The 25,175-nt window shown below is 33.5% G+C and carries 20 protein-coding genes; 2 read left to right on the plus strand and 18 right to left on the minus strand.

The features are described 5' to 3' along the window. Nucleotides 1-28: 28 nt before the first annotated feature. The 13 genes from ruvA to E0F76_RS11075 all read right to left on the minus strand — a co-directional run bounded on the left by ruvA (nucleotide 29) and on the right by E0F76_RS11075 (nucleotide 17,232). Nucleotides 29-610, minus strand: coding sequence for a Holliday junction branch migration protein RuvA (gene ruvA, locus E0F76_RS11015; RefSeq protein ID WP_132005620.1), 582 nt, complete (start codon nucleotides 608-610; stop codon nucleotides 29-31). An 83-nt stretch (nucleotides 611-693) separates the two neighbouring features. Next, on the minus strand, nucleotides 694-2,973 hold the full coding sequence (locus tag E0F76_RS11020; protein ID WP_132005623.1) for an NADP-dependent malic enzyme: 2,280 nt from the start codon (nucleotides 2,971-2,973) through the stop codon (nucleotides 694-696). Between the two features lie 156 nt (nucleotides 2,974-3,129). Beyond that, nucleotides 3,130-3,558 (minus strand): CBS domain-containing protein, encoded by a 429-nt coding sequence (locus E0F76_RS11025; RefSeq protein WP_246022041.1) that lies wholly within the window; start codon nucleotides 3,556-3,558, stop codon nucleotides 3,130-3,132. A gap of 179 nt (nucleotides 3,559-3,737) precedes the next feature. Further along, nucleotides 3,738-4,658 carry a tRNA epoxyqueuosine(34) reductase QueG gene (gene queG, locus E0F76_RS11030; protein ID WP_132005626.1) on the minus strand — a complete coding sequence of 307 codons (921 nt, stop codon included), beginning with the start codon at nucleotides 4,656-4,658 and terminating at the stop codon, nucleotides 3,738-3,740. A 78-nt stretch (nucleotides 4,659-4,736) separates the two neighbouring features. Continuing rightward, nucleotides 4,737-5,759: a Holliday junction branch migration DNA helicase RuvB gene (ruvB, locus tag E0F76_RS11035; RefSeq protein WP_132005629.1), complete on the minus strand. Its 1,023-nt coding sequence runs from the start codon at nucleotides 5,757-5,759 to the stop codon at nucleotides 4,737-4,739. Nucleotides 5,760-5,837: 78 nt separating this feature from the next. Further along, nucleotides 5,838-7,628, minus strand: a complete 1,791-nt coding sequence (locus tag E0F76_RS11040) for a cytochrome c oxidase subunit I (RefSeq protein ID WP_132005632.1) — start codon at nucleotides 7,626-7,628, stop codon at nucleotides 5,838-5,840. Nucleotides 7,629-7,657: 29 nt separating this feature from the next. Further along, nucleotides 7,658-8,812 carry a cytochrome c oxidase subunit II gene (locus E0F76_RS11045; protein WP_132005635.1) on the minus strand — a complete coding sequence of 385 codons (1,155 nt, stop codon included), beginning with the start codon at nucleotides 8,810-8,812 and terminating at the stop codon, nucleotides 7,658-7,660. Nucleotides 8,813-8,829: 17 nt separating this feature from the next. Continuing rightward, nucleotides 8,830-10,194, minus strand: coding sequence for a quinol:cytochrome C oxidoreductase (locus E0F76_RS11050; protein ID WP_132005638.1), 1,365 nt, complete (start codon nucleotides 10,192-10,194; stop codon nucleotides 8,830-8,832). Nucleotides 10,195-10,224: 30 nt separating this feature from the next. Beyond that, on the minus strand, nucleotides 10,225-10,773 hold the full coding sequence (locus tag E0F76_RS11055; protein WP_132005641.1) for a c-type cytochrome: 549 nt from the start codon (nucleotides 10,771-10,773) through the stop codon (nucleotides 10,225-10,227). A gap of 8 nt (nucleotides 10,774-10,781) precedes the next feature. Continuing rightward, nucleotides 10,782-11,306: a DUF3341 domain-containing protein gene (locus tag E0F76_RS11060; RefSeq protein WP_132005644.1), complete on the minus strand. Its 525-nt coding sequence runs from the start codon at nucleotides 11,304-11,306 to the stop codon at nucleotides 10,782-10,784. Further along, nucleotides 11,299-12,702 carry an NrfD/PsrC family molybdoenzyme membrane anchor subunit gene (gene nrfD, locus E0F76_RS11065; protein ID WP_132005647.1) on the minus strand — a complete coding sequence of 468 codons (1,404 nt, stop codon included), beginning with the start codon at nucleotides 12,700-12,702 and terminating at the stop codon, nucleotides 11,299-11,301. Before nrfD ends, E0F76_RS11060 begins: the two co-directional genes overlap by 8 nt. A 29-nt stretch (nucleotides 12,703-12,731) precedes the next feature. Beyond that, nucleotides 12,732-15,800 (minus strand): TAT-variant-translocated molybdopterin oxidoreductase, encoded by a 3,069-nt coding sequence (locus E0F76_RS11070; RefSeq protein ID WP_132005651.1) that lies wholly within the window; start codon nucleotides 15,798-15,800, stop codon nucleotides 12,732-12,734. Between the two features lie 112 nt (nucleotides 15,801-15,912). After that, the gene (locus tag E0F76_RS11075; RefSeq protein ID WP_132005654.1) at nucleotides 15,913-17,232 is read right to left on the minus strand and encodes a c-type cytochrome; all 1,320 of its coding nucleotides are present in this window, start codon (nucleotides 17,230-17,232) and stop codon (nucleotides 15,913-15,915) included. A 216-nt stretch (nucleotides 17,233-17,448) separates the two neighbouring features. On the opposite strand from E0F76_RS11075, the gene E0F76_RS11080 reads away from it, so the two are divergent. Then, on the plus strand, nucleotides 17,449-17,838 hold the full coding sequence (locus E0F76_RS11080) for an SPOR domain-containing protein (RefSeq protein WP_132005657.1): 390 nt from the start codon (nucleotides 17,449-17,451) through the stop codon (nucleotides 17,836-17,838). A 271-nt stretch (nucleotides 17,839-18,109) separates the two neighbouring features. On the opposite strand, the gene E0F76_RS11085 is transcribed toward E0F76_RS11080, so the two are convergent. Then, nucleotides 18,110-18,610, minus strand: coding sequence for a phosphorylase family protein (locus E0F76_RS11085; RefSeq protein ID WP_246022042.1), 501 nt, complete (start codon nucleotides 18,608-18,610; stop codon nucleotides 18,110-18,112). A 10-nt stretch (nucleotides 18,611-18,620) separates the two neighbouring features. On the opposite strand from E0F76_RS11085, the gene E0F76_RS19705 reads away from it, so the two are divergent. Then, nucleotides 18,621-18,761: a hypothetical protein gene (locus E0F76_RS19705; protein WP_246022043.1), complete on the plus strand. Its 141-nt coding sequence runs from the start codon at nucleotides 18,621-18,623 to the stop codon at nucleotides 18,759-18,761. Between the two features lie 392 nt (nucleotides 18,762-19,153). Here E0F76_RS19705 and gloA2 read toward each other — a convergent pair whose 3' ends face one another. The 4 genes from gloA2 to nusA all read right to left on the minus strand — a co-directional run bounded on the left by gloA2 (nucleotide 19,154) and on the right by nusA (nucleotide 25,171). Further along, nucleotides 19,154-19,540 (minus strand): SMU1112c/YaeR family gloxylase I-like metalloprotein, encoded by a 387-nt coding sequence (gene gloA2, locus E0F76_RS11090; protein ID WP_132005660.1) that lies wholly within the window; start codon nucleotides 19,538-19,540, stop codon nucleotides 19,154-19,156. Nucleotides 19,541-19,701: 161 nt separating this feature from the next. Then, nucleotides 19,702-20,091, minus strand: a complete 390-nt coding sequence (locus E0F76_RS11095) for an energy transducer TonB (RefSeq protein WP_132005663.1) — start codon at nucleotides 20,089-20,091, stop codon at nucleotides 19,702-19,704. An 843-nt stretch (nucleotides 20,092-20,934) separates the two neighbouring features. Then, complete coding sequence (infB, locus tag E0F76_RS11100; RefSeq protein WP_132005666.1) at nucleotides 20,935-23,823, minus strand: translation initiation factor IF-2; 2,889 nt, start codon at nucleotides 23,821-23,823, stop codon at nucleotides 20,935-20,937. A 94-nt stretch (nucleotides 23,824-23,917) separates the two neighbouring features. Continuing rightward, entirely contained in the window at nucleotides 23,918-25,171 is a 1,254-nt protein-coding gene (nusA, locus tag E0F76_RS11105; RefSeq protein WP_132005669.1) for a transcription termination factor NusA, read from the minus strand. Nucleotides 25,172-25,175 lie beyond the last annotated feature (4 nt).

Consider the following 25,175-nt stretch of genomic DNA (forward strand, 5'->3'; position numbering starts at 1 on the left):
TCTTTTTTAAGTACTGTATTTCCAACTTTTATAAGTTTTTTAAAGCTTGCTTAATAATAAATTCAACTGAACTATCTGGAGCGTCTTTTACTATCTTTTCAACTACTCTTTCAGCAGATTTTCTAACAAATCCTAATACCTCCAATGCAGATAACGCTTCATCTCTATTAGTATTGCTTTTCGACATTGAAACTTCGTCTAAATCATATAATTTTAGCACTTTGTCTTTTAAATCAAGAATAACCCTTTGTGCAGTTTTACTGCCAATTCCTTTAATAGATTGTATCGTATCCACATCGCCAGATGCAATTGCATTTGTAATTTGTTTAGGATCTAATGAAGACAACATTGTCCTAGCGATGCTTGCTCCAATACCAGAAACAGATAAAAGTAATTTAAAAATTTCTCTTTCAGATTTCTCTACAAAACCAAATAATGTATGCGCATCTTCTTTTATTTGAAGATGCGTATACAATTTTATGAAATCTGCCGTAGGGAGCAAAGAATAAGTGTGTAAAGAAATATTTACATGATACCCAACTCCACCACAATCGATAACAACTTCAGTAGGCGACTTTTCAACTAATTTTCCTTGTAAATGCGTTATCATGTATGGGTTTTATATCCCCCAAATATAACAAAATTAGAATAAAATTAACTAATGGTCCTTTTATTAATAAGTACACAATTTACTTATATTATTTTCTTTTCTTTTTCTTGCGCATCAATTACAGCAATTGCTGCCATATTCACCATTTCTTCAACACTAGCGCCAAGTTGAAAAATATGAGCTGGTTTTTCTAATCCCAATATAATTGGACCAATTGAATCTATTTTATTCAATTCTTTCAAAAGTTTATAGGTTATATTAGCGGTATCAAGATTTGGAAAAATCAAAATGTTAACTTTTTTTCCTGCTAGTTTTGAAAATGGAAACTTCGCTTTTAACATATCTGGATTTAAAGCAAAATCAGCTTGAATCTCTCCATCAACAAGTAGATCAGGAAAGTTTTTGTGCAAATAGCCAACCGCTTCTCTTACTTTTAAAGCACTTTCATCAGACGATGATCCAAAATTTGAAAAAGAAACCATTGCAATTACAGGTTCTAATCCAAACATTTTTGCTGTATTTGCAGTCATTACAGCAATCTTAGCCAAATCTTTAGCCGTTGGATTTATATTGATAGCAGTATCAGACAAAAACATTGGACCACGACTGGTCATCATCATATTTGTTGAAGCTACTAGTGAAACTCCTGAAGCTTTCGGAATCAGTTGCAATATAGGCTTTAAAACATGAGGATAAGCTCTTGAATATCCAGTTACTAATCCATCTGCTTCCCCTTCATTGACCATCATTGCTCCAAAATAATTCCTTTCGTTCATTAATTTTTTTGCATCATATAAGGCTATCCCACGTCTTTTTCTTGTTTCCCAATAGGTATTGGCAAATTTATTTCTTCTAGACTCTTCTTCTAATAATTTAGGATCTATAATTTGAACATCTGCATCAAAACCTAATTCTTGTTTTAATTTCAAAATAATTTCTTTGTTCCCTAATAATATTGGGAACCCAATTCCTTCTTCATGAATAATTTGAGCCGCTTTCAGCACATCTAATTCTTCGGCTTCTGCAAAAACTATTCTTTTAGGATTCGTTTTTGCTCTATTCATTATAAATCGAACCATTTTATTCTCGTTTCCTAAACGATCTAAAAGTTCTTCTTCATATTTTTTCCAATCCTGGATTGGATTTAAAGCCACACCCGAATCCATAGCTGCTTTTGCAACAGCTGGAGCCACTACGGTAATTAATCTTGGGTCAAATGGTGATGGAATAATATATTCACGTCCAAAAGTTAACTTAGTGGCTCCGTAAGCAATATTAACTTGTTCTGGAACATTTTCTTTAGCCAATGCTGCAAGTGACCTAACGGCTGCCATCTTCATTGCTTCATTAATTATGGTAGCTCGAACATCCAAAGCTCCTCTAAAAATATAAGGAAACCCAAGAACATTATTCACTTGATTAGGATAATCTGATCGCCCAGTTGCCATGATAATATCCTTACGCGTTTTAATGGCTAAATTATAATCTATCTCCGGATTTGGATTTGCCATTGCAAAAACAATTGGATTATCAGCCATCCCTAATAACATCTTTTCTGTCATGATATCTCCAGTAGACAAACCTAAGAAAATATCGGCCCCTTTTAAAGCCTCTTCTAAATCGATAGATTCAATATCTTTTGCGTATTTTAGTTGCAACTGAGATAATGATGGATTATTTTTTGTCAATAATCCTTTACTATTGAACATCAATATATTTTCAAGTTTAACACCCAAAAGCATGTACAAGTCAGCGCATGCAATTGCTGCAGAACCCGCACCAGAAACCACCATTTTCACATCTTCTGCCTTTTTTTCGGCTAATTCTAATGCATTTAATAATGCAGCCGAGGAAATGATTGCTGTTCCGTGTTGATCGTCATGCATTACAGGAATATTCAATTCCTCTACTAATCTTCTTTCAATTTCAAATGACTCAGGCGCTTTTATATCCTCAAGGTTAATACCTCCAAAAGTAGGTGCAATATTCTTAACCGTTTGAATAAATTCTTCGATATCTTTTGTACCGATTTCAATGTCAAATACATCAATTCCGGCAAATATTTTAAACAACAAACCTTTACCTTCCATTACTGGCTTAGACGCTTCTGGACCAATATCTCCAAGCCCTAAAACTGCAGTTCCATTTGAAATTACCGCTACTAAATTCCCTTTTGCAGTGTATTTATAAACATTATTAATGTCTTTGGCAATTTCTAAACAAGGTTCAGCAACTCCAGGTGAATATGCCAAAGATAAATCTCTTTGAGTTGAATGTTTTTTAGTAGGTACAACTTGAATTTTCCCAGGAGAAGGTTTTGCATGATATAATAATGCTTCTCTTCTTTTGTTATTATTTTCCATTCTGTTTTTTAATTATTTAATAGTGTAAAGATATTAAGACTTGATTAAAAAGTATTGCTATACTAACTGCAATTATAAAAAACAAGCTGTAAAATTTTTAAATAAAAAAAATAGCTGCAAAAACATGCAGCTATTTACTTTATTTCATTCTTTTTTTTATTGTGAAATATAAGAATCTAAGTGTTTTATTGTTTCTTTTTGTAATTGTATTATAGCTTTTACCACATCGCTTATAGAAATAATCCCTATTATAATATTATTTTCTATTACGGGTAAATGCCTCACTCTTTTGGTATTCATTAATTCCATACAATAATCTAAATTATCTGATGGCTTCACAGTAATTACATTTTCTTCCATAATTTCATGAACTAATGTCTTTTTAGAAGATTTTGCTTTTAAAGCAATTTTTCTTGCGTAGTCTCTTTCAGATAATATGCCTTTTAATACATCATCCTCTATTACTAAAATGGCGCCAATGTTCTTATCGCTCATTACACCCAAAGCTTCAAATACAGTAATTGTTGAAATTACCGAAAATACCACTTTCCCTTTATTACTTAAAATTTGATCAACTGTCATCATAGAATAAATTTAATTGAATATAAAAATAAAAAAAAACATCTAAAGAACAGCACAATAATTAAATTAATTAGCTAATCTAAAATCTATCTAAATACTTTTATGAATTTGATATTGCTGCAATATTCACTTCAAAAACAAACCGATTATGTTATTAAGAAGAATGATGTTGTTTAAATGAATTATTTTAAAAAATCAATATTTCTATTAATTCCCGAAAACTTAGTTCTTTTCAAAGGAGAGTTTTTAAACACCATATTAAAAGTTTCGTCTGTAATTTCATCCCAATCTTTTTTAGACATCGAAAGAATTTCTGGATTAGGATTGAACAGGGGCTCATTATGTGCTTTCGAAAATCGGTTCCATGGACATACGTCTTGGCAAATATCACAACCAAATGCCCAATCATCGAATTTCCCTTTCATTTCTTGTGGAATATTTTCCTTAAGTTCAATAGTAAAATATGAGATACATTTGCTTCCATCTACAACATGCGGTCCAACAATCGCCTCGGTGGGACAAGAATCAATACAAGCAGTGCAAGAACCACAATGATCTGCTGTACGATTATCGTATTCCAACTCTAGATCGATAATTAATTCAGCAATAAAATAAAAAGAACCCACTTTTTGAGTAATCAAATTGCCGTTTTTACCAATCCACCCCAGCCCACTTTTAGCAGCCCAAGCCTTATCTAAAACAGGTGCTGAATCTACAAAAGCGCGACCGGAAACATCTCCAATTTGTTCTTGAATAGAAAAAAGTAATTCTTTGAGTTTCTCTTTAATTACAAAATGGTAATCTTGACCGTAAGCATATTTTGAAATTTTATACGAATCACTATTCTGAAATTCCGAAGGGTAATAATTCAATAATAAAGAAACAACACTTTTAGAATCATCGACAAGCAAAGTAGGATTTAATCTTTTGTCAAAATTATTTTCCATATAGAACATTTGACCATTCATTTGCTTGTTTAACCAATTTTCCAATCGTGGCGCTTCTTCTTCTAGGAATCCTGCTTTGGATATCCCACAAGACAAAAACCCAAGGCGTTTGGCTTCGGATTTAATAAAAATGGTATTTTTTTCTTTGTTACTCATGTTGCATTAGGGGTTGCAGCGGCATCCCACGCTTTTTTGCGTGGATATAGCGGAAGACCCGACCCGTAGGGAAATGCCCTAAAACAAACCTCCTTGAATATTAGTTCTAACTTTTCCAAGGTGTTTATAGGCTTTTTCAGTAACTTCTCTTCCTCTTGGCGTACGCATTATGAATCCTTCCTGAATCAAAAAAGGCTCATAAACTTCTTCAATAGTTTCACTACTTTCGGATACGGCTGTCGCCAAAGTAGATAAACCAACTGGCCCTCCTTTGAATTTATCGATAATAGTATTTAGAATTTTATTGTCCATTTCATCCAAACCGTGAGCATCAACATTCAAAGCTTTTAATGCGTAACGAGCGATTTCGATATCAATTGTTCCATTGCCTTTAATTTGAGCAAAATCTCGAACACGACGTAATAATGCATTTGCTATACGCGGTGTTCCTCTACTTCTACCTGCAATTTCAATTGCTGCTTGTAAAGAAATAGGCATTTTTAGAATAGAAGCACTTCTTTCCACAATAGTAGTTAATAGCTCCGTTGTATAATATTGTAGTCGAGATGAAATCCCAAAACGCGCTCGCATTGGTGCGGTTAATAAACCAGAGCGTGTTGTGGCGCCAATTAAAGTAAAGGGATTAAGATTAATTTGGACGGTTCTAGCGTTGGGGCCTGATTCGATCATGATATCAATCTTAAAATCTTCCATAGCCGAATACAAATACTCTTCGACAATTGGACTCAAACGATGAATTTCATCAATAAACAAAACGTCCCGCTCTTCAAGGTTGGTCAACAAACCGGCCAAATCTCCGGGTTTATCCAAGACAGGACCAGAAGTTATTTTTATACCCACTTGCAACTCATTGGCTAAAATATTGGCCAATGTTGTTTTTCCAAGTCCGGGAGGACCATGGAACAGCGTGTGATCGAGCGCTTCATTTCTTTGATTAGCAGCTTGAACAAAAACCTTTAAATTTTCTAATATTTGATCCTGTCCTGCAAAATCGTCAAAAGATAAAGGTCTCAATTTTTTTTCAAGATCAAGCTCCTCTGGATTATATCCGTTGTTTGTTGGGTCTAAATTCTCATTCATTCTACAAATATAATAAGTTATGATCAAATAAAAATGCCTCTCCAAAGGAAAGGCATTTAAGAAATTTATAGAAAGATATTAATGATGTAAAATCTCTTCTCCTTCTTTCATTGGTACGTTTTGTGGAACAAAATCCTCATCGTGACCAGGATTACTGTAATCATAAGGCCAACGATGTACTTCAGGTATTTCGCCTGGCCAGTTACCATGTATATGTTCCATAGGAGCTGTCCATTCTAATGTATTCGATCTCCAAGGATTTTGCACAGCTTTTTTACCATAGAAAATACTACTGAAAAAGTTATATAAAAATACTAATTGAAATACTCCTCCTATTAAGGCAAATGTTGTTATAAGCACATTTACATTTTGTAAATCATCAAATAATGGGAAATTCGTATTGGTATAATAACGTCTTGGCAAACCTGCTAATCCGATAAAGTGCATCGGAAAGAATACGCCATAGGCACAAACTGCCGTTACCCAAAAGTGAACATAACCCAAGTTTTTGTTTAACATTCTTCCGAACATCTTAGGGAACCAGTGATAGATTCCAGCAAACATTCCGTAAAGAGCTGAAATACCCATTACTAAGTGAAAGTGAGCTACAACAAAATAAGTATCGTGAACATTTATATCTAACGTACTATCCCCAAGAATAATTCCTGTTAAACCACCCGTAATAAAAGTTGAAACCAATCCAATTGAAAATAACATTGCAGGGTTTAATTGCAAGTTACCTTTCCATAAAGTAGTAATATAATTAAATGCTTTAACGGCTGATGGAATTGCTATCAATAAAGTTGTGAAAGTAAATACAGAACCCAAGAATGGATTCATTCCAGAAATAAACATGTGGTGTCCCCAAACTATTGTTGATAAAAATGCAATAGCCAAGATTGACATAATCATTGCTCTGTATCCAAAAATTGGTTTACGTGAGTTAGTTGCAATAATTTCAGAAGTAATCCCCAAAGCTGGTAATATTACAATATAAACTTCAGGATGTCCTAAGAACCAAAACAAGTGTTCAAACAAAACAGGAGAACCCCCTTGGTAATGCAATACTTCGCCAGCAATATAAATATCGGAAAGGAAGAATGAAGTACCAAAACTTCTATCAAAAATCAACAATAATGCTGCTGATAATAATACCGGGAATGAAACAACACCAATAATTGCAGTAACAAAGAATGCCCATATAGTAAGTGGCAATCTAGTCATCGTCATTCCTTTTGTTCTAAGATTAATAACTGTTACGATATAATTTAAAGACCCCATTAAAGAAGCAGCAATAAATATAGCCATAGAAACCAACCATAATGTCATACCTGCACCTGAACCAGAAATAGCTTGTGGAAGTGCACTTAATGGAGGATATATAGTCCATCCAGCATTTGCAGGACCTGATTCTACAAATAAAGAACACAGCATAAGAACACTTGACAAAAAGAATAACCAATAGGAAATCATATTCAAAAATCCTGATGCCATATCTCTAGCTCCAATTTGAAGTGGAATCAATAAATTACTAAAAGTTCCACTTAAACCTGCTGTTAAAACAAAGAACACCATTATCGTTCCGTGTATTGTAACCAAAGCTAAGTAAATATCATTCGCCATTACTCCATTTGGAGCCCATTTATCACCTAATAATATATTAAATATTTTAAATGATTGTTCAGGCCAAGCCAATTGCATTCTAAATAACATAGACATCATTACACCAACAATACCCATTACAATACCAGTAATCAAGTATTGTTTTGCAATCATTTTGTGATCTATACTAAAAATATATTTAGTAATAAAAGTGTCTTTATGGTGGTGTTCGTGTTCGTGTCCTTGTTCGTGACCTTCTGCTGACATATCTGTATACTTTAAATTTTCTTAATAAATTATTTCATCGCCATTTTAACAACAGCTGCAGTATCTTGAGCTTTTGTAGAATCCTTTTCTAAACCACCCTCTACAGGTTTAGGAGCATTAGCTGCTTTTACTTCTTGAACTAAAGTAGCCTTTTCACTTAACCATTTTTTATATTCTTCTGGTGTATCTACTACAACTTTCATTTGCATATTATAATGAGAAGCTCCACAAATTTTATTACAAAGCAACAAATAATCAAAAGTATAAGAATCAAGAGCTGCTTCACCTTTAGCTACAAGTTCAGCACTTTTCTTTGCTCTAATTGCATTTATAGTAGCTACTTTTTCAACCATATAAGGCAATTGTCTGTATTCTTCAGTAGTATAAATTGGTTCGAAAGCAAACTCAGTTACCATTCCAGGCACACAATTCATTTGCGCTCTAAAATAAGGGAAATAAGCTGAGTGCAACACATCTTGCGAACGAAATTTGAAATGTATTTTTTTACCTTTTGGAATATGCAATTCAGAAACTACAATATCATCCTGAGCATTTGGATCAGATAAATCTACACCTAATGTATTAATCCCTTCAATAAGTCTAACATTAGCTTTTCCTAAAACATTATCAGCACCTGAATATCTTGCAGTCCATTTAAATTGTTGCGCATATACTTCTACTACAATAGTATCATCATTATCATCAATAAACATAATGTTAGTCCATGCATACAATCCAAAAAGAATTAAAACAGCTAAAACAACTGCAGGAATACCACTCCATAATACTTCTAATTTTGTACTATCAGAAAAGAATAATGCTTTTTGATCTTTTTTACCTCTATATTTAAAAGCAAAATAATGCAATAAAACCTGAGTAATCGCTTGAACGATAAAAATTAATACCCACGACACATTCATTAAAGTGTCTAATTCTCCACCATGAGCAGAAGCTGGTGTATGTAGCACTAAATGCCCCCATGTAAACAATCCATATATTGTAAAAATATAAATAAACGCTAAGAATCCAAACATCAAATAACCTTGAGTGTTATTATCGCTATCATTAGCTATTTGGGAATTATCAGCTTCTTCACCTACTTGAGTCAAATCGAATATTTTAGTTAACTGCCATAAAGCAATTGCCAACAGAACTAAAATTATAATTACTAACAAACTAGTCATCTAATTTCTTTTAAATATTAATATTGAAAATGTTTACTCTCTTCTATATATGGATTTCTTTTAGGCAATAGCGGCGCTTTTGACAATGCAGTGAAAACAACATAAATAAATAATCCAAGAAAGAAAAGAATTGAAGCGATTTCTGAAACTCCAATAAACCATTGGTCTCCTACAGTTCCTGGCATGATCATATTGAAGAAATCAATATAATGACCCAATAAAATAACTGTACCAGCCATAACTAATATCCATGATATTCTTTTGAAATCTGTATTTACTAAAATCAATATTGGAAAAACAAAATTCATTACCACTGCACCAAAAAACGGTAGATTATAAACTTGAATCCTAGTTACGAAATAAGTTACCTCTTCAGGAATATCAGCATACCAAATCAACATAAATTGTGAAAACCATAAGTAAGTCCAAAACACACTGAAACCGAACATAAATTTTGCCAAATCATGTATATGACTTGTATTTACATGTTCTAATACTCCCTTTGATTTAAGATATAAAGTTACCAAACAAATTGTTGTAATTCCACTTACTAAGAAACTTGCGAAAACATACCATCCAAACAAAGTACTAAACCAATGTGGATCAATTGACATAATCCAATCCCATGACATTATTGATTCAGTAACAATAAAGAACACTAAAAATCCAGCAGAAATATTAAAATTCTTTTTATAAAAACTATCATCAATTGATTCATCTTGCGCCAAACAATTTTTTCTTGAATAATACCGATAGAGATTCCACCCTCCTAAAAATATAGCTGCTCTCAAAATCCAAAAAGGAAAATTCAAATACCCTGATTTATTAGCGATAATTGCATCATAATTCGGATCACCAACCTTGGTTACTCCCTCTCCTAACCATACAAAAATATGATTAAAATGCAACCCACAAAGTATTAATACAATAAAGAAAATAACAGAACCTACTGGCAAATATGCTGTGATTCCTTGCATTACTCTAAATAAAACTGGAGACCAGCCTGCAAGAGCTACTTGTTGAATAGCATAAAAGGCTAAAACCCCTAATGAAATTAACATAAAGAAAATACAAGCTACATATAATGCGGACCACGGTTTGTTTTGCAATTGATGCAAAACATGATTCAAATGTTCTTCATGTTCACTATTAACTTCGGCTTTATGCTCTCCTGTTTCAGCATGACTTGTTTCAGAAACAGCGTGATGTTCCTCAGCAGGAACAGTAGCTTCGTTATGATTATTATGAGAATCTGAAGCAAGTATCGCCTCCACTTCTTGAATATTTTTAGGTGCAGATATAAAACCATATCCAATTCCTAAAATGCCTAAAGCCATTAAGATTAGAGAAAATGTTTTTAATTTACTTGAAAATGTATACATATCTATTACGATGAGTTTGTTCTACAATTATTATTTGCTTTTTAGTTCCATCACATACGTTGCAACCATCCAACGTTCTTTTTTACTCAATTGGTTTGCATGTGAACCCATTAAGTTAAGACCATAAGTTTCAACATGAAAGATACTTCCTTCGTTAATTTCTCTGTCTTTGTAATTAGGTACTCCTAAAAATTTACCTTGAGTAACTAATTTACCTTTACCGTCTCCTGCATTACCGTGACAAATGGCACAATATATTTCAAATAGACCTTTTGCTTTTTCACTATCCTTTTCAGATAATGTTCCAAGAGGAGATTTCAAATTTGCAGCTTTTACAGCAATTAAAGCTTCAGGTGTGTTAGGATAATCATAGGGTTCAAAACCTCTATTAATAGTTCCTTCAACTGGAAGTTGACCTTCTTTACCATCTTTAAAAGCATTTGATTGATCGTAAGTATTATAACTTACATGCTCATACATATTAGGCATGTATTGATAGTTTGGCTCTGACTTGTTGTGACAAGACGAAACTAAAAAAACAATACTTACTAAAAGTGTTAATTTATATACGCTTTTCATATCTACTATTAATGCTTTTCAATTACTTTAACTTCTACTGCTCCTGTACTTTCAAAAAAAGAAACGAGCTCTTTTTCATTGTTGTTTACTGCAACTTCCATTAAGAAATGGTCATCTGTAGTACGTACATCTGGATTTTCTGCTTCTTTGAATGGCCATAATCTACTTCTCATATAAAAAGTAATAACCATTAGGTGAGCTGCAAAAAACACTGTTTCTTCAAACATAATTGGCACAAAGGCCGGCATGTTTTCTATATAACTAAAACTTGGTTTTCCACCAATATCTTGAGGCCAATCTTGAATCATAATATAATTCATCATCCAAGTTCCAAAAGACAAACCACATAAGCCATAAATAAAAGAACATATAGCTAATCTTGTAGGGGCAAGTCCCATTGCTTTATCCAATCCGTGAACTGGAAATGGAGTGAACACTTCTTCGATATGATGATGAGCGGCACGTGTTTTCTTTACGGCATCCATCAAAATATCATCGTCATTATAAATGGCGTATATTACTTTATTACTCATGATGTGAATCTTTATTTGCTGCTCTAGCTTTTATAAAATTATCTCCTGTTGCTTTCAAAATAGTTTTAACCTCTGCTTGCGCAATCACTGGGAAAGTTCTAGCATATAATAAAAACAATACAAAGAAGAAACCTATTGTTCCAATGAAAATTCCAATATCTACAAATGTTGGTGAAAACATTGTCCATGATGAAGGTAAATAATCTCTATGTAATGAAGTTACAATAATTACAAATCTTTCAAACCACATTCCGATATTAACTACAATTGAAATGATAAAAGAGAACATTATACTCGTTCTTAATTTCTTGAACCACATAAATTGTGGAGAGAAAACATTACAAGTCATCATTGACCAATAAGCCCACCAGTATGGCCCAGTAGCTCTATTCAAGAAAGCATATTGTTCGTACTCTACTCCAGAATACCAAGCAACAAATAATTCTGTGATATAAGCCACACCAACTATTGAACCCGTAATCATGATGATGATATTCATCAATTCGATATGTTGAATAGTGATATACGCTTCAAGATTAGATACTTTTCTCATAATAATAAGCAAAGTATTTACCATCGCAAATCCTGAGAAAACTGCACCAGCAACAAAGTAAGGAGGAAAAATCGTAGTATGCCACCCTGGAATTACCGAAGTAGCAAAGTCCATCGATACTATCGTGTGTACTGAAAGTACAAGTGGCGTGGCCAATCCTGCAAGAACTAAGGAAACTTCCTCAAAACGCTGCCAGTCTTTTGCTCTTCCACTCCAACCGAAACTTAGTATAGAATAGACTCTTTTGTTGAAAGGCGTTACCGCTCTGTCTCTCAGCATTGCAAAATCGGGTAACAAACCTGTCCACCAGAAAACCAATGAAACAGAAAGGTAAGTTGAGATCGCAAACACATCCCAAAGTAATGGTGAGTTAAAGTTAACCCATAATGAACCAAATTGATTCGGAATTGGCAATACCCAATACGCTAACCAAGGACGCCCCATGTGAATAATTGGAAACAAACCTGCTTGAATTACTGAGAAAATAGTCATTGCTTCCGCAGAACGGTTAATAGCCATTCTCCATCGTTGACGGAATAATAAAAGCACTGCTGAAATTAAGGTTCCTGCGTGACCAATACCAACCCACCAAACGAAGTTAGTAATATCCCAAGCCCAACCTACTGTTTTGTTTAATCCCCAAGTTCCAATTCCTGTAGATACTGTGTAAACAATGCAGCTCATTCCCCAAAGGAAAGCTACTAATGCGATTGAAAAAACAATCCACCATTGTTTGTTAGCTTTACCTTCGACGGGTGCAGCAACATCTACTGTTATGTCGTGATAAGTCTTATCACCAATAACTAAAGGTTTTCTAATACTTGCGTCGTATATATGAGACATAATCCTTTATAAATTAATTTTTATTTTTATTACGTATTTCTAACTTTTACATGATAAATCACATTAGGCTTTGTGCCAACGTGCTCTAACAAATGATACATTCTTTCGTCTTCTACCAATTTGGCAACTTGACTTTCTTTATCATTTATATCTCCAAAAACCATAGCCCCAGTAGTACATGCACTAGAACAAGCGGTTTGAAATTCACCATCAACAACTTCTCTTCCTTCGTTTTTTGCAGTAAGAATAGTCGCTTGTGTTTTTTGAATACACATGGAACATTTTTCCATTACCCCTCTTGAACGAACAGCGACATCAGGATTCAATACCATACGACCTAAATCATCATTCATATTGAAATCAAATTCACTGTTATTGTTATATAAGAACCAGTTGAAACGACGCACTTTATAAGGACAGTTGTTTGCACAATAACGAGTACCAACACATCTATTATAAGCCATTTGATTTTGACCTTGACGACCATGTGAAGTAGCAGCAACAGGACAAACTGTTTCACAAGGTGCGTGATTACAATGTTGACACATTACAGGCTGGAATGAAACTTGAGGATTATCTGATGCATGTTCCATTTCATTAAATGTAGAAAGTGAACTAGACAAACCTGCAATATTTTCTTTTCTCTCATTATCTCCTGCAAAAGTTTCTTCAGAAGAATAATATCTATCGATACGCAACCAATGCATATCACGACTTCTTCTTATTTCATCTTTACCAACAACTGGAACGTTGTTTTCGGCATGGCAAGCAATAACGCAAGAACCACAACCTGTACAAGCATTCAAATCGATTGAAAGATTAAAATGTTGTCCAATAGAACGATCAAACGAAGTCCATAAATCAACTGCAGTTGCTTCAACTTCTTTATGATCTAAAGATACCATTGGTTTTTCATTCCAATGTTCAGCATCTTTGGTATTGAATATTTCTAAAGTAGTTTCTTTAATAATATCACCGCGTCCCATTAAAGTTTTTTGACCTTGAACACAAGCAAACTGATGATCTCCATCTACTTTAGTTAATGATACTGATTGTACATTATTAAAGCCTTTATATAAAGAGTACCCATTTACCCCAACTTGCATTTCTTCTTTTAGAGCAACTTTTTTTCCATAACCAAGAGCCAAACCAACAGTTCCAACTGCTTGTCCTGGCTGAACAATTACGGGAACATTCTCTAATTTAACTCCATCAGCAGTAGTAATTGTAGCATAACTTCCATCTAAACCACCATTTGCAACTATCTCATTCGTTAATTTTAATAATTTAGCATCTGCATGTGATACAGTAACATAATTATCCCAAGAAACTCTAGTAATAGGATCCGGAAATTCCTGCAACCAAGGATTGTTTGCTTGTTGACCATCTCCCAAACCAGTTTTAGTATACAATACCAATTCTAAATTTTGTACTGCCTTTGATTGTGACAATGCATTTGCAGCACTGGTATAATCTGCCGAACCTGCAGAAACCGATGAAGCTTCTCCAACAAAAACACCATCATGTAAAACTTGATTCCAAGTAGAACCCGATACATTTGAAGCAAAATTTGATTTTAAATAATCATAGTAACTTCCAACAAATCCATTTACTGATAACAATAAATCTTGAAATTGTTTCGTATTGAATAATGGGCGAATAGTTGGCTGAGTCAATCCATAATTTCCTTTTGTAATGCTTACATCTCCCCAAGATTCTAAATAGTGAGGTGCCGCAGCAGCAATCGTAGTTAATGAAGCAGTTTCATCTTCTCTTAGTGAAAATGAAGCCGAAAGACTTACTTTTTTCAAACCTTCAACAAAATCAGTTGAATTTGGCAAAGAGTAGGCAGGATTAACTCCGCTCATTATCAAAGTATGAACGCTTCCTGCTTTCATATCCTTAACTAACTGAGCTACTTTTTCGTTAGATCCTTTTCTAATTTGTCTAGTTCCAATAGAAGAAAAAGATGAACTAGCTAACGCTTGATTGATAGCCAAAACTAACAATTGAGCATTTTTATCTTGAATTCCAGAAACCAATACTCCGGCGCTTCCAGCAGCTTTCAACTGTAATGCAGCCTTAGTAACTTCTGCTTTTAATTTTGCATCTAAAATTACTGGAACAGCAGCTCCAACAACCGTATTATATATCAGTACTAACGCTTGCTTTTGATTTGCTGTTGACATAGCAACACGTTTATCGGCAGCAGCACCAGATAATGTCATATTCGCTTCAAACTGAAAATGACGAGATATTTTTTGACTCCCTTTAGGACCTTGTGGAATTCTTCCTTTTGCATAACCCGAATCATAGTTACCACCTTGCCAATCCCCTAAGAAATCTGCTCCAACAGAAACAATTACCGCAGCTTTTGAAAAATCATAATCAACTAAAGCTCTTTCACCATAAACAGTTTCGAATGCATCTAAAGTTTCAGATGAAGAAACAGCGTCATAAATAACGTGTTTTGCATTCGGATTATTAGAAGTGAATTCAGCAATTAATTTTTCAGTTGATGGGCTTGCCAAAGTAGAAGTTAATAAAACAACTTGACCCCCTTTAGCTTTAGCATCAGCTAAACTTGATTTAATTTTAGAATCAACATCAATCCAAGTAGCATTTTTACCAGCAATTTTAGGCTCTTTTAAACGCATACTATCATATAATGATAATATTGATGCGTGAACTCTAGCATTAGCAGCAAATTTTGCTCCTTCAATAGTATTGTTGTCTATTTTAATTGGGCGACCTTCACGTGTTTTAACTAAAAGATTGGCGAAATCAAAACCATCAAAAACTGTAGTTGCATAATAATCTGCAATTCCAGGAATAATTTGTTCTGGTTGAACAACATAAGGTATTGACATGTGTACAGGACCTTCACAGGCTGCAAGAGTTGCAGCTGCTGTACTAAATCCAACGTACTTTAAAAAGTCACGACGTGATGTTGATGAAGATGACAATAAACCACCATTTCCTAAAAATTCATCAGTAGGAATTTCTTCAACAAATTCGTTATTTTTAAGCGCCTCAACAATAGAACTATTTCCGTCTAGTTCTTCAACACTTTTCCAGTATTTTTTGTTTGATGACATATTCTATATAAATATTAGCTTCTTAATTATTATTTTTTGCTTAGCAGCTTAACTGGTTAATTGCTTAGTACTATAATTTGTTAAACGACCAAACAAATTAACCAATTAAACTTTAGTAATGGCATTTACCACATTCCAAACCACCCATTTGAGCTGCAGTCAATTTGTCTACACCATATTTTTTTGAAAGTTGTTCGTGAATTTTAGTGTAGTAATCGTTACCTTCCATTTTAACTTCTGTTTTTCTGTGACAATCTATACACCATTTCATGGTTAGTGGAGCAAATTGTTTTTGAATTTCGTATGTCTGCACTGGACCGTGACAAGTTTGACATTCTACTCCAGCAACATTAACGTGTTGGGAGTGATTGAAGTAAACAAAACTTTGCAAATTATGAATACGAACCCATTTTACCGGTTGAGTTACTCCAGTATATTTTTGATTGTCTTTATCCCAACCAACTGCTTTATATAATTTTTGGATTTCTTTATCGTAAAAATCTTTAGAATATTCTGCCGTTGATGTAGTATCTGAAACCTCAGAAATATTTTTGTGACAGTTCATACAAACATTCAAAGAAGGAATCCCTGCAGTTTTACCAACTCGAGCAGCCGAATGACAATAGTTACAGTTAATACCATTGCTACCTGCGTGAATTCTGTGAGAATAGTGAATTGGCTGAACTGGAGAATAATCTTGATCAACACCTATTTGCATTAAATATCCGTAAACAAAAAAGCCACTCGCTAACAATAAAAATATTGAAGTAACTAAAACTAAAAATTGATTTCTAACAAACGCTTTCCAGATTGGTATTGTAGGTTCCTTTGGAGCAACCACGATTCCATTTGCAGCAGCTACTTTTCTTAAAACATTATTTACTAAAAATAACATTACAATAAGAATTAACATCACTAATGCCAATGCTCCTAATATAACATTGTTTGAAATCCCACCTGCATTTTCATTAGTTCCCGCAACTGTTCCTGCAACCGGAGCTGGCGCGGCAGCTTTCTCTTCCATAGTATAAGCGATGATATTATCAATATCTGCTTCCGCTAATGCTGGAAAAGCTGTCATTGGAACTTTATTGTTGTCATTAAATAATTTGACAGCATCCGCATCACCTGATTTTATCAAGTCGTTACTATTGTGCACCCATTTATAAATCCACGCTTTGTCATGCTTAGCACCAACACCTCTTAAAGCAGGCCCTGTAGCTTTTGCATCTAGTTTATGACAAGCAGCACAATTTGTATTAAAAAGCTCTTTACCCTTTACTGGATCACCACCTTGTGATACTACTGCAGTAGTTGCGCTAGCTGCAGGAGCAGCTTCTTGCGCTAACGAACTTATTGATATGCTCAGCATTAATGCTAAACTTAAAAATAATTTCTTTGAAATCGAATTATGGTCACCCACCTTTTTCATATAATATAGATTATCTACAATGTTGAATATGATTTTTAAACATAAAAAATATGATAAAAATCACTTTTCTTTTAAAATATTTCGACAAAAATACACTTTAAGAACTATTCTCAAAACCTTAAAATAAGCTTAAATATAATTTATATTCATTCTAAATAAAAACCATTATAAAGTTGTGCCGTTAAAACAGTATTTTTGTTGCAAAACAATCACATAATGAGAACTCTAAAAACACAAGAATCTATTTTCATCTTTTTATTATTCAGTTTATTGCCTTGCCATTTATTTGCTCAAGATGAAAGTAACAATTTAATTCAAGACCCAAAATTTGAACAATTATTAAATGAAAAAAGAAAAATCAACACTTCTCTTACAATTAATGACAGTTATAAAATTCAAATTTTCAATGGCAGTAATGACAATGCAATAAAGATTTTAAATGAGTTCAAGCAAGAGAATAAAGATCTTGATGCAACCATCATTTTTAACACCCCTAATTATAAAGTATGGGTTGGAAATTTTAAAACACGTATTGAAGCGGAAAGATATTTAATTGATATCAAAAAGAATTACAACAGTGTTTTTTTAATAAAACCAGGAAAATAAATTAATCTACTCCTTTATCAAAAGGAATATCATTGCATTGTACGATAACTTAAGTTGTTGAATTTACTTAATTTAAACACTTCACTTTTCCTTTTGAATCATACCAAATTAAGCCCTAAAAACTTAATTTGAGAATGGAAAAAATTACTTTTTTTATTTCTGTTTTCAACTCTTTAAAAATATTTTTCGAAAGGCATACTTGACTAAAAACCAACCGTTTTAATCGAAAAATATGATTTTATTTTAAATTAATACATTTCAAAAAATCGAACTAAACCAATAAAATTCTAATAATTTCAAGTCCATATTTTGAAGCTACTCTTTCTACAAATTTTTTAAAACCGACAGGAGACCCCTCATTTGAAACATCTGATATTGTACGTATAATCACATATTGTATATCATATTCATAACATACTTGAGCTACTGCCGCGCCTTCCATTTCGACACATAAAACTTCTGGAAGCGCTAGTAATAATCTTTTCTTTTCGTCACTATTGACGAAAAATTGATACCCACTAGCAATCTGACCCACGAACAGTTTAGGATTTAAAATTGAAAATGTTTTTTGATTCTCAGCAGAAATTGTATTTATTAAAAAGTTGTTTTCAACTAATACTTTAATTTTCGAATAAACAGAATCGAACAAATATTTTGAAAGATACAAGCTTGATATTCCTAACAATGGAATTTCAAATTGTTTCATAATTGGACGTGCATCCATATCGCGTTGCACGAGACTATTGACAATTACAATATCTCCTATATTCAACTCTGGATGAATGGCGCCAGCAACACCAATGAAGAAAAGCCCTGTAATTCAAAATTCGATTATTAAATGGGCTACAGTTGTAGCCGAAGCCACTTTACCCCAACGAAAAAACACAATCACAACATCAATGTTATTTATGGTACCTGTATAATAAGTACGCATTCCTTTTACAAATTCCTCTTCGTCTTTTAATAAGAAAACGACACCATTAATCTACTCGGGCATGGCGCCTAGAATTCCGATTTTTTTTGGTCATTTGTTAATAGATTAATTTACAATTTAGCGATTCAATTTACAATATAGTATTTTGTAACTATTCCAAAGTGACAAAGTTATTAACTTCCAAATTTGATTGGGTTTACTCAAACAGAAATGTATTCGGACAGAAAATAGGAGAACTTTTACAACTCAATTATGCAAAAAGATCTACAATTTATTTTATTTGTAATACTTTATTGTTTAAAATCTCAAAAACTACCCAAGATTGCAAAGAGTTGTATTTGAAAGGCACATTGAGAATTTGTCAAAAAAACAAGAACTCAATCATAATTCATAAATTTCAATTGGCAGGTTGTCTGGGTCATTAAAAAATGTAAACTTTTTGTTGGTGTACTCGTCAATACGAATTGGTTCAACTGAAATGTTTTTAGTTCTCAAATAGTCCACTTCGTTTTCAATATCACTTACAGCGAATGAAATATGTCTTAATCCTCTAGCTTCAGGACGACTTTGTCTTTGAGGAGGATTTGGAAAAGAAAAAAGTTCGATTAAATACAAGCCGTTGAGAGACAAGTCAAGTTTGTACGAATCTCTGTCTTGTCTGTAAATTTCTGTTTCAATCTTAAATCCTAAAATTTCAGTATAAAAAAGTTTTGACTTTTCGTAGTCAGAACATATTATTGCAATATGGTGTAGTCTTTGAATTTTCATTTTGTCTATGTTAAGAAGTTTTGGCATTTTAAAGTTCAACTAATTTGCCGCTTTAGTATGGTGGGGAATTTATATCCTTACAGCTATATACTTTGCGAATATTGATGCTAAATGGTATTTCCATTAATGATCATCTATTTTTAAACAGCTATTGTGCTATCCTATTTTCCTGATATTATCGTAATTGGAAGTCTATATAATGTCCTAACTGCTTTTCCGTTTTTTTTCCCAGGTCGCCACTTTGGACACTTTTTAAAAACACGAGTTACCTCTTCAGAACTCCCGTATCCAATGTCTTGAATTATATTGAAGTTAGATATAGAACCGTCCTTTTCAATTATATATTCTACAATAATTTTTCCCCCATACCCTTCTATTTCAGGAACTTTAAAATTTTTAGCTATGTACTTATAAAAATTCTCTAATCCGTCCTGAAACGCAGGTTTTTCATCGATGTCTGCATTGTTTAGAACAACTTCATTGTTATCAATTTCTTGAGAATAGGAGTTTGTAGTAATTATGAAAGTAAAAAATAATAAGTATTTAATCATTATAGTTCTATTTAAAGTGTATCAGTATTATTAGGCATAGCGTTTCACGGAAATTCAATCATTGCGGTAAAACGAAATGAGTTTTTTCGGCTAAGATAATTTTTTTCGAAACCAAAATATTCCAATGACTAAATACTAGCATTAAAGATTGAGCTCTTTTGCATGAAATTATTTGACAAAATAGACTAATCTCGTCTTATAACTTTCCCTTCTTTAATTAGAAAATGAACACACTTTATTGCTTTGATTTCGTTAAACCGATTCTTTTTAAGATCACTAATATCTGCATAGTAAGATAGCTCCAATACCCCACTTCTTTCTTTTTCTACGCCTATTAATTTAGCTACATGCAACGTCATCGTCTACTAAATATATGATGATGGTATTGATACAGCTTTCTAAGTCCCTACTATTCTATGGTTAGACAGTATATGGCATTCTAGTCAAATCAATAATTATATCCGTATTGCAGGCGATAGGCGTTCCAATTTTAAAGCTCTTTTTAATTTCGACTGGAGAATCAGCATAAATATATTTAATTCCTTTCAAATAAATCAAACTATTTGTGACAATTGTAAAATAAACTCTTAGATATTCAATTATTGATAAAAGCATATTCTCGTAGCCCCGACAGCAGTGAAAAGCCTATGCAGGTTGAAAAATTCTTTTTTCTGGGGCTGGCAGAGCGACCAAAGGAAGCTCCTGCCAGCGCCTAGAAAAAGAGTTTGAAACCAAAAAGCTTGTAACGAATGGCGGGAATAGCTCCTTATTATATTTAACAAAAGTGGTAAACGCAAAAAATCCCGATTGCTCGGGATTTTTCATATCAATTATATCGAAATTTTATTTCAATTTCTTTTTGATTGCTACTTCATGGAAGGCTTCAATAACATCTCTTTCTTCGATGTCGTTGTATCCTTTTATCTGGATACCACAATCGTATCCTTTAGCGACTTCTTTAACATCATCTTTGAAACGTTTCAAGGCAATTAATTCACCTGTGTGAACAACAACCCCTTCACGAATGATTCTGATTTTAGCATTTCTGGCAATTTTACCATCCATAACCATACATCCAGCAATAGTACCCACTTTAGAGATTTTGAATAATTCACGAACTTCAGCAGTTCCCAGAATTTCCTCTTTCATCTCTGGCGCAAGCATTCCTTCCATCGCATCTTTCAAGTCGTCAATTGCAGCATAGATAATAGAATAATAACGGATATCGATTTCTTCTTTATCAGCTAATTGTCTCGCGTTTCCTGCAGGACGAACATTAAATCCGATGATGATGGCATCTGAAGCAGAAGCCAACATTACGTCAGTTTCAGTAATTGCTCCAACACCTTTATGGATAATATTGATTTGAATCTCTTCAGTAGATAATTTAGAGAACGAATCAGACAAGGCTTCAACAGAACCATCCACATCCCCTTTCAGGATAATGTTTAATTCTTTAAATTGACCCAATGCGATTCTACGTCCAATTTCATCTAACGTAATATGACGTTGTGTACGTACAGATTGTTCACGCATTAATTGCGAACGTTTAGACGCAATTTGTTTGGCTTCTTTTTCGTCTTCAAATACATTGAACTTATCACCAGCTGTAGCCGCTCCGTCTAAACCTAATACTGATACTGGCGTCGAAGGACCTGCAACAGTTACAATATTTCCTCTTTCATCATGCATGGCTTTAATTTTACCATGATGTTTTCCAGCCAACATATAATCTCCTACTCTAAGTGTTCCGTGTTGTACTAAAATCGTAGAAACATATCCTTTTCCTTTATCCAAAAATGCTTCAACAACTGTTCCTTGAGCCGCTTTATCTGGATTCGATTTTAAATCTAAAAGTTCTGCTTCTAATAATACTTTTTCTAATAAATCTTTAACCCCTGTTCCCACTTTTGCAGAAATATCATGAGATTGGATTTTTCCACCCCAATCTTCAACCAATAAATTCATACCGGCTAATCTTTCTTTAATTTTTTCAACATTGGCATTTGGCTTATCAATTTTATTGATTGCAAATATAATTGGCACATTCGCTGCCTGAGCATGTGAAATAGCTTCTTTAGTTTGTGGCATGATATCATCATCCGCAGCAACAACAATAATGGCAATATCGGTTACTTGAGCTCCACGAGCACGCATCGCGGTAAACGCTTCGTGACCTGGTGTATCAAGGAATGCAATTTTTTGTCCATTGTCTAATGTTACTCCGTAGGCACCAATATGCTGTGTAATTCCACCTGATTCACCTGCAATAACATTTTCTTTACGAATATAATCCAGTAAAGATGTTTTTCCGTGATCGACGTGACCCATTACCGTTACAATAGGCGCTCTGAAAACTAAATCTTCTTCTTTATCCTCAACAACCGCAATTGCTTCTTCGATATCGACAGTGATAAATTCAACTTCATAACCAAATTCATCAGCAACAATGGTTAATGTTTCTGCATCAAGACGCTGATTCATTGTTACCATAATTCCTAACGACATACAAGTACCTATCACTTTCGTAATTGGCACATCCATCATAATAGCAATTTCTCCAACAGTTACAAACTCAGTAACTTTAATAGTTTTGCTACCTTCGTCTAATGCTCTTTGCTCATCATCCGATTTTTGACGGTGTGTATCTCTTTTGTCTCTTCTATATTTAGCCGCTTTAGATTTACCACCTTTTCCTTGCAGTTTTTCTAAAGTTTCTCTAATTTGATTTTTAACTTCTTCTTCCGTTGGCTCAACTTTAGCAACAATTGCAGGTCTAGCACCTTTTACAAAACCAGGTCTAGAACTTCTATTTGCGTTGAATCCTCCTCCTCCGCCAGTATTTGGGGTAATTTTATTTGGATTTGGAGCGCCAGGAACACCCGGAGGTCTTGGAGTACCCGGTTTAGGAGCAATCCTTTTACGTTTATTCTTGTTCGCATTATTAGCTGCACTTCCAGGAGCGCCAGGCTTATTAGGCGTAATCTTTGGCTCCTCTTTTTTCTTTTTAGGTTTATTAAATTGAGATAAATCTATGGTTTGACCCGTTAATGTAGCTCCAGATAATTTTTGATATTTAGTAGCTATTATTTCATCTGTAGGTGCTTCCGCATTTACGGGGGCATCTTTTTTAACTGAAACAACCTCTTCTTTCTTAATCTCTTCTTTTTTAACCTCTTCTTTCTTAACTTCTGTTTTCTCTACTTTTATTTCAACAGTAGGTTTTACCTCTGCTTTTTCGACAACAGGCTTGTCTTGTATAGGTTCTTTTGGAAGTGGTTTTTCTTCTACCACTTTCACTTCTGGAACTTCCACTTTTTCTACTTTTTTCACTTCCGGAGCTGGAGGAACAATTGTGGCTTTTTTAGGATTAAGATCAATGTTTCCAACATGAACAGGACCCGTCACAACAGCTTTCGCTTTGATAACTTCTTGGCTTCTTAAGCGCTCCTCGTCTTGTTTACGTTTGTCTTCAACTTCTTTTTCACGTTCAATTCGCAAGGCTTCTTTCTCTTTCCTTTTCTCTTCCCCAACCTCTTTTGAAGCTTCTTTCTTTCCTTTATCACCTGCAAATTGTCCGCACAAAACATTGTACACGTCATCAGATATTTTCGTGTTTGGGTTTGATTCAATAGCAATACCCTTATCTTTTAGATAATCCACAGCTCTTTCTAAGGAAATATTTAACTCCCTTAAAACTTTGTTTATTCTAATAATTTTCTCTTCAGACATAAAACCTTTTTAATTTACCTTTTTATTGTTCCTTATCCTAAACTTCCATTAGAAAGCAAAAACAAGTTTAAAAATTTACTTTTTGAAAAATTGATTAACTATCAAATTCTTCTTTTAATATTTTCATTACATCTAGAATCGTTTCCTCTTCTAGATCAGTTCTTCTTACCAAATCATTTACATCTTGTTTTAAAATACTTTTTGCAGTATCTAAACCAATTTTAGCAAATTCTTCTATTACCCATCCTTCTATTTCATCTGAAAACTCAGTTAATTCAACATCATCTTCATCTGCAGTAGCGCCAGCTACATCTCCTTCGCGAATAACATCCAATTCATATCCTGTCAATTGACCCGCTAGTTTAATATTATGCCCACCTCTACCAATAGCTTTAGACACTTCTTCTAATTTCAAAAACACTTCAGCTCTTTTTGTTTCTTCATTAATTTTAATTGAAGATACTTTTGCAGGGCTTAACGCTCTAGTAATATACAATTGAATATTACTGGTATAATTGATAACGTCAATATTTTCATTTCCTAATTCACGAACAATTCCGTGAATACGAGACCCTTTCATTCCAACACAAGCTCCAACAGGATCAATTCTATCATCATAAGAATCTACAGCCACTTTTGCTTTTTCACCAGGAATTCTAACTACGTTTTTAACCATAATCAGTCCGTCGAAAACTTCAGGAATCTCTTGTTCAAATAATTTTTCTAAGAACTTTTCTGAAGTTCTTGACATAATTATTTGCGGTTTATTTCCTTTTAATTCTACGCTTTCAATAATTCCACGAACATTATCTCCTTTTCGGAAAAAGTCAGATGGAATTTGTTTTTCTTTTGGCAAAATGATTTCGTTTCCTTCATCATCTACTAAAATAACAACTCTTGGTCGAACGTGATGTACTTCGGCAGTATAGATATCTCCAATTAAATCTTTAAATTGTTTATAAAGATTGGTGTTATCGTGTTCGTGAATTTTAGATATCAAGTTTTGACGCAAAGCCAAAATAGCTCTTCTACCTAAATCAACTAATTTTACTTCTTCAGAAACTTCTTCACCAATTTCAAAATCAGGCTCAATTTTTCTTGCTTCGGTTAAAGTTATCTCTAGGTGATCTAAATCCAAATCATCATCAGCAACGATAACTCTTCTTTGCCAGATCTCCATATCACCTTTATCAGGATTGATAATAATATCAAAATTATCATCTGAACCAAATTTTTTCTTCAATGCATTTCTAAATACATCTTCTAATATCGCCATAAGCGTTACACGATCAATAAGTTTATCGTCTTTAAACTCTGAAAATGAATCGATTAATGCTAAATTTTCCATGCCA

The organism is Flavobacterium cellulosilyticum (assembly GCF_004349355.1).
Classification (GTDB): Bacteria; Bacteroidota; Bacteroidia; order Flavobacteriales; family Flavobacteriaceae; genus Flavobacterium; species Flavobacterium cellulosilyticum.

Excerpts from the sequence above, each read along its gene's own strand:
- ruvA (WP_132005620.1), bottom strand. The coding sequence starts at position 610 with ATGATAACGCATTTACAAGGAAAATTAGTTGAAAAGTCGCCTACTGAA.
- E0F76_RS11020 (WP_132005623.1), bottom strand. The coding sequence starts at position 2,973 with ATGGAAAATAATAACAAAAGAAGAGAAGCATTATTATATCATGCAAAA.
- E0F76_RS11025 (WP_246022041.1), bottom strand. The coding sequence starts at position 3,558 with ATGATGACAGTTGATCAAATTTTAAGTAATAAAGGGAAAGTGGTATTT.
- queG (WP_132005626.1), bottom strand. The coding sequence starts at position 4,658 with ATGAGTAACAAAGAAAAAAATACCATTTTTATTAAATCCGAAGCCAAA.
- ruvB (WP_132005629.1), bottom strand. The coding sequence starts at position 5,759 with ATGAATGAGAATTTAGACCCAACAAACAACGGATATAATCCAGAGGAG.
- E0F76_RS11040 (WP_132005632.1), bottom strand. The coding sequence starts at position 7,628 with ATGTCAGCAGAAGGTCACGAACAAGGACACGAACACGAACACCACCAT.
- E0F76_RS11045 (WP_132005635.1), bottom strand. The coding sequence starts at position 8,812 with ATGACTAGTTTGTTAGTAATTATAATTTTAGTTCTGTTGGCAATTGCT.
- E0F76_RS11050 (WP_132005638.1), bottom strand. The coding sequence starts at position 10,194 with ATGTATACATTTTCAAGTAAATTAAAAACATTTTCTCTAATCTTAATG.
- E0F76_RS11055 (WP_132005641.1), bottom strand. The coding sequence starts at position 10,773 with ATGAAAAGCGTATATAAATTAACACTTTTAGTAAGTATTGTTTTTTTA.
- E0F76_RS11060 (WP_132005644.1), bottom strand. The coding sequence starts at position 11,306 with ATGAGTAATAAAGTAATATACGCCATTTATAATGACGATGATATTTTG.
- nrfD (WP_132005647.1), bottom strand. The coding sequence starts at position 12,702 with ATGTCTCATATATACGACGCAAGTATTAGAAAACCTTTAGTTATTGGT.
- E0F76_RS11070 (WP_132005651.1), bottom strand. The coding sequence starts at position 15,800 with ATGTCATCAAACAAAAAATACTGGAAAAGTGTTGAAGAACTAGACGGA.
- E0F76_RS11075 (WP_132005654.1), bottom strand. The coding sequence starts at position 17,232 with ATGAAAAAGGTGGGTGACCATAATTCGATTTCAAAGAAATTATTTTTA.
- E0F76_RS11080 (WP_132005657.1), top strand. The coding sequence starts at position 17,449 with ATGAGAACTCTAAAAACACAAGAATCTATTTTCATCTTTTTATTATTC.
- E0F76_RS19705 (WP_246022043.1), top strand. The coding sequence starts at position 18,621 with ATGGCGCCAGCAACACCAATGAAGAAAAGCCCTGTAATTCAAAATTCG.
- gloA2 (WP_132005660.1), bottom strand. The coding sequence starts at position 19,540 with ATGAAAATTCAAAGACTACACCATATTGCAATAATATGTTCTGACTAC.
- E0F76_RS11095 (WP_132005663.1), bottom strand. The coding sequence starts at position 20,091 with ATGATTAAATACTTATTATTTTTTACTTTCATAATTACTACAAACTCC.
- infB (WP_132005666.1), bottom strand. The coding sequence starts at position 23,823 with ATGTCTGAAGAGAAAATTATTAGAATAAACAAAGTTTTAAGGGAGTTA.
- nusA (WP_132005669.1), bottom strand. The coding sequence starts at position 25,171 with ATGGAAAATTTAGCATTAATCGATTCATTTTCAGAGTTTAAAGACGAT.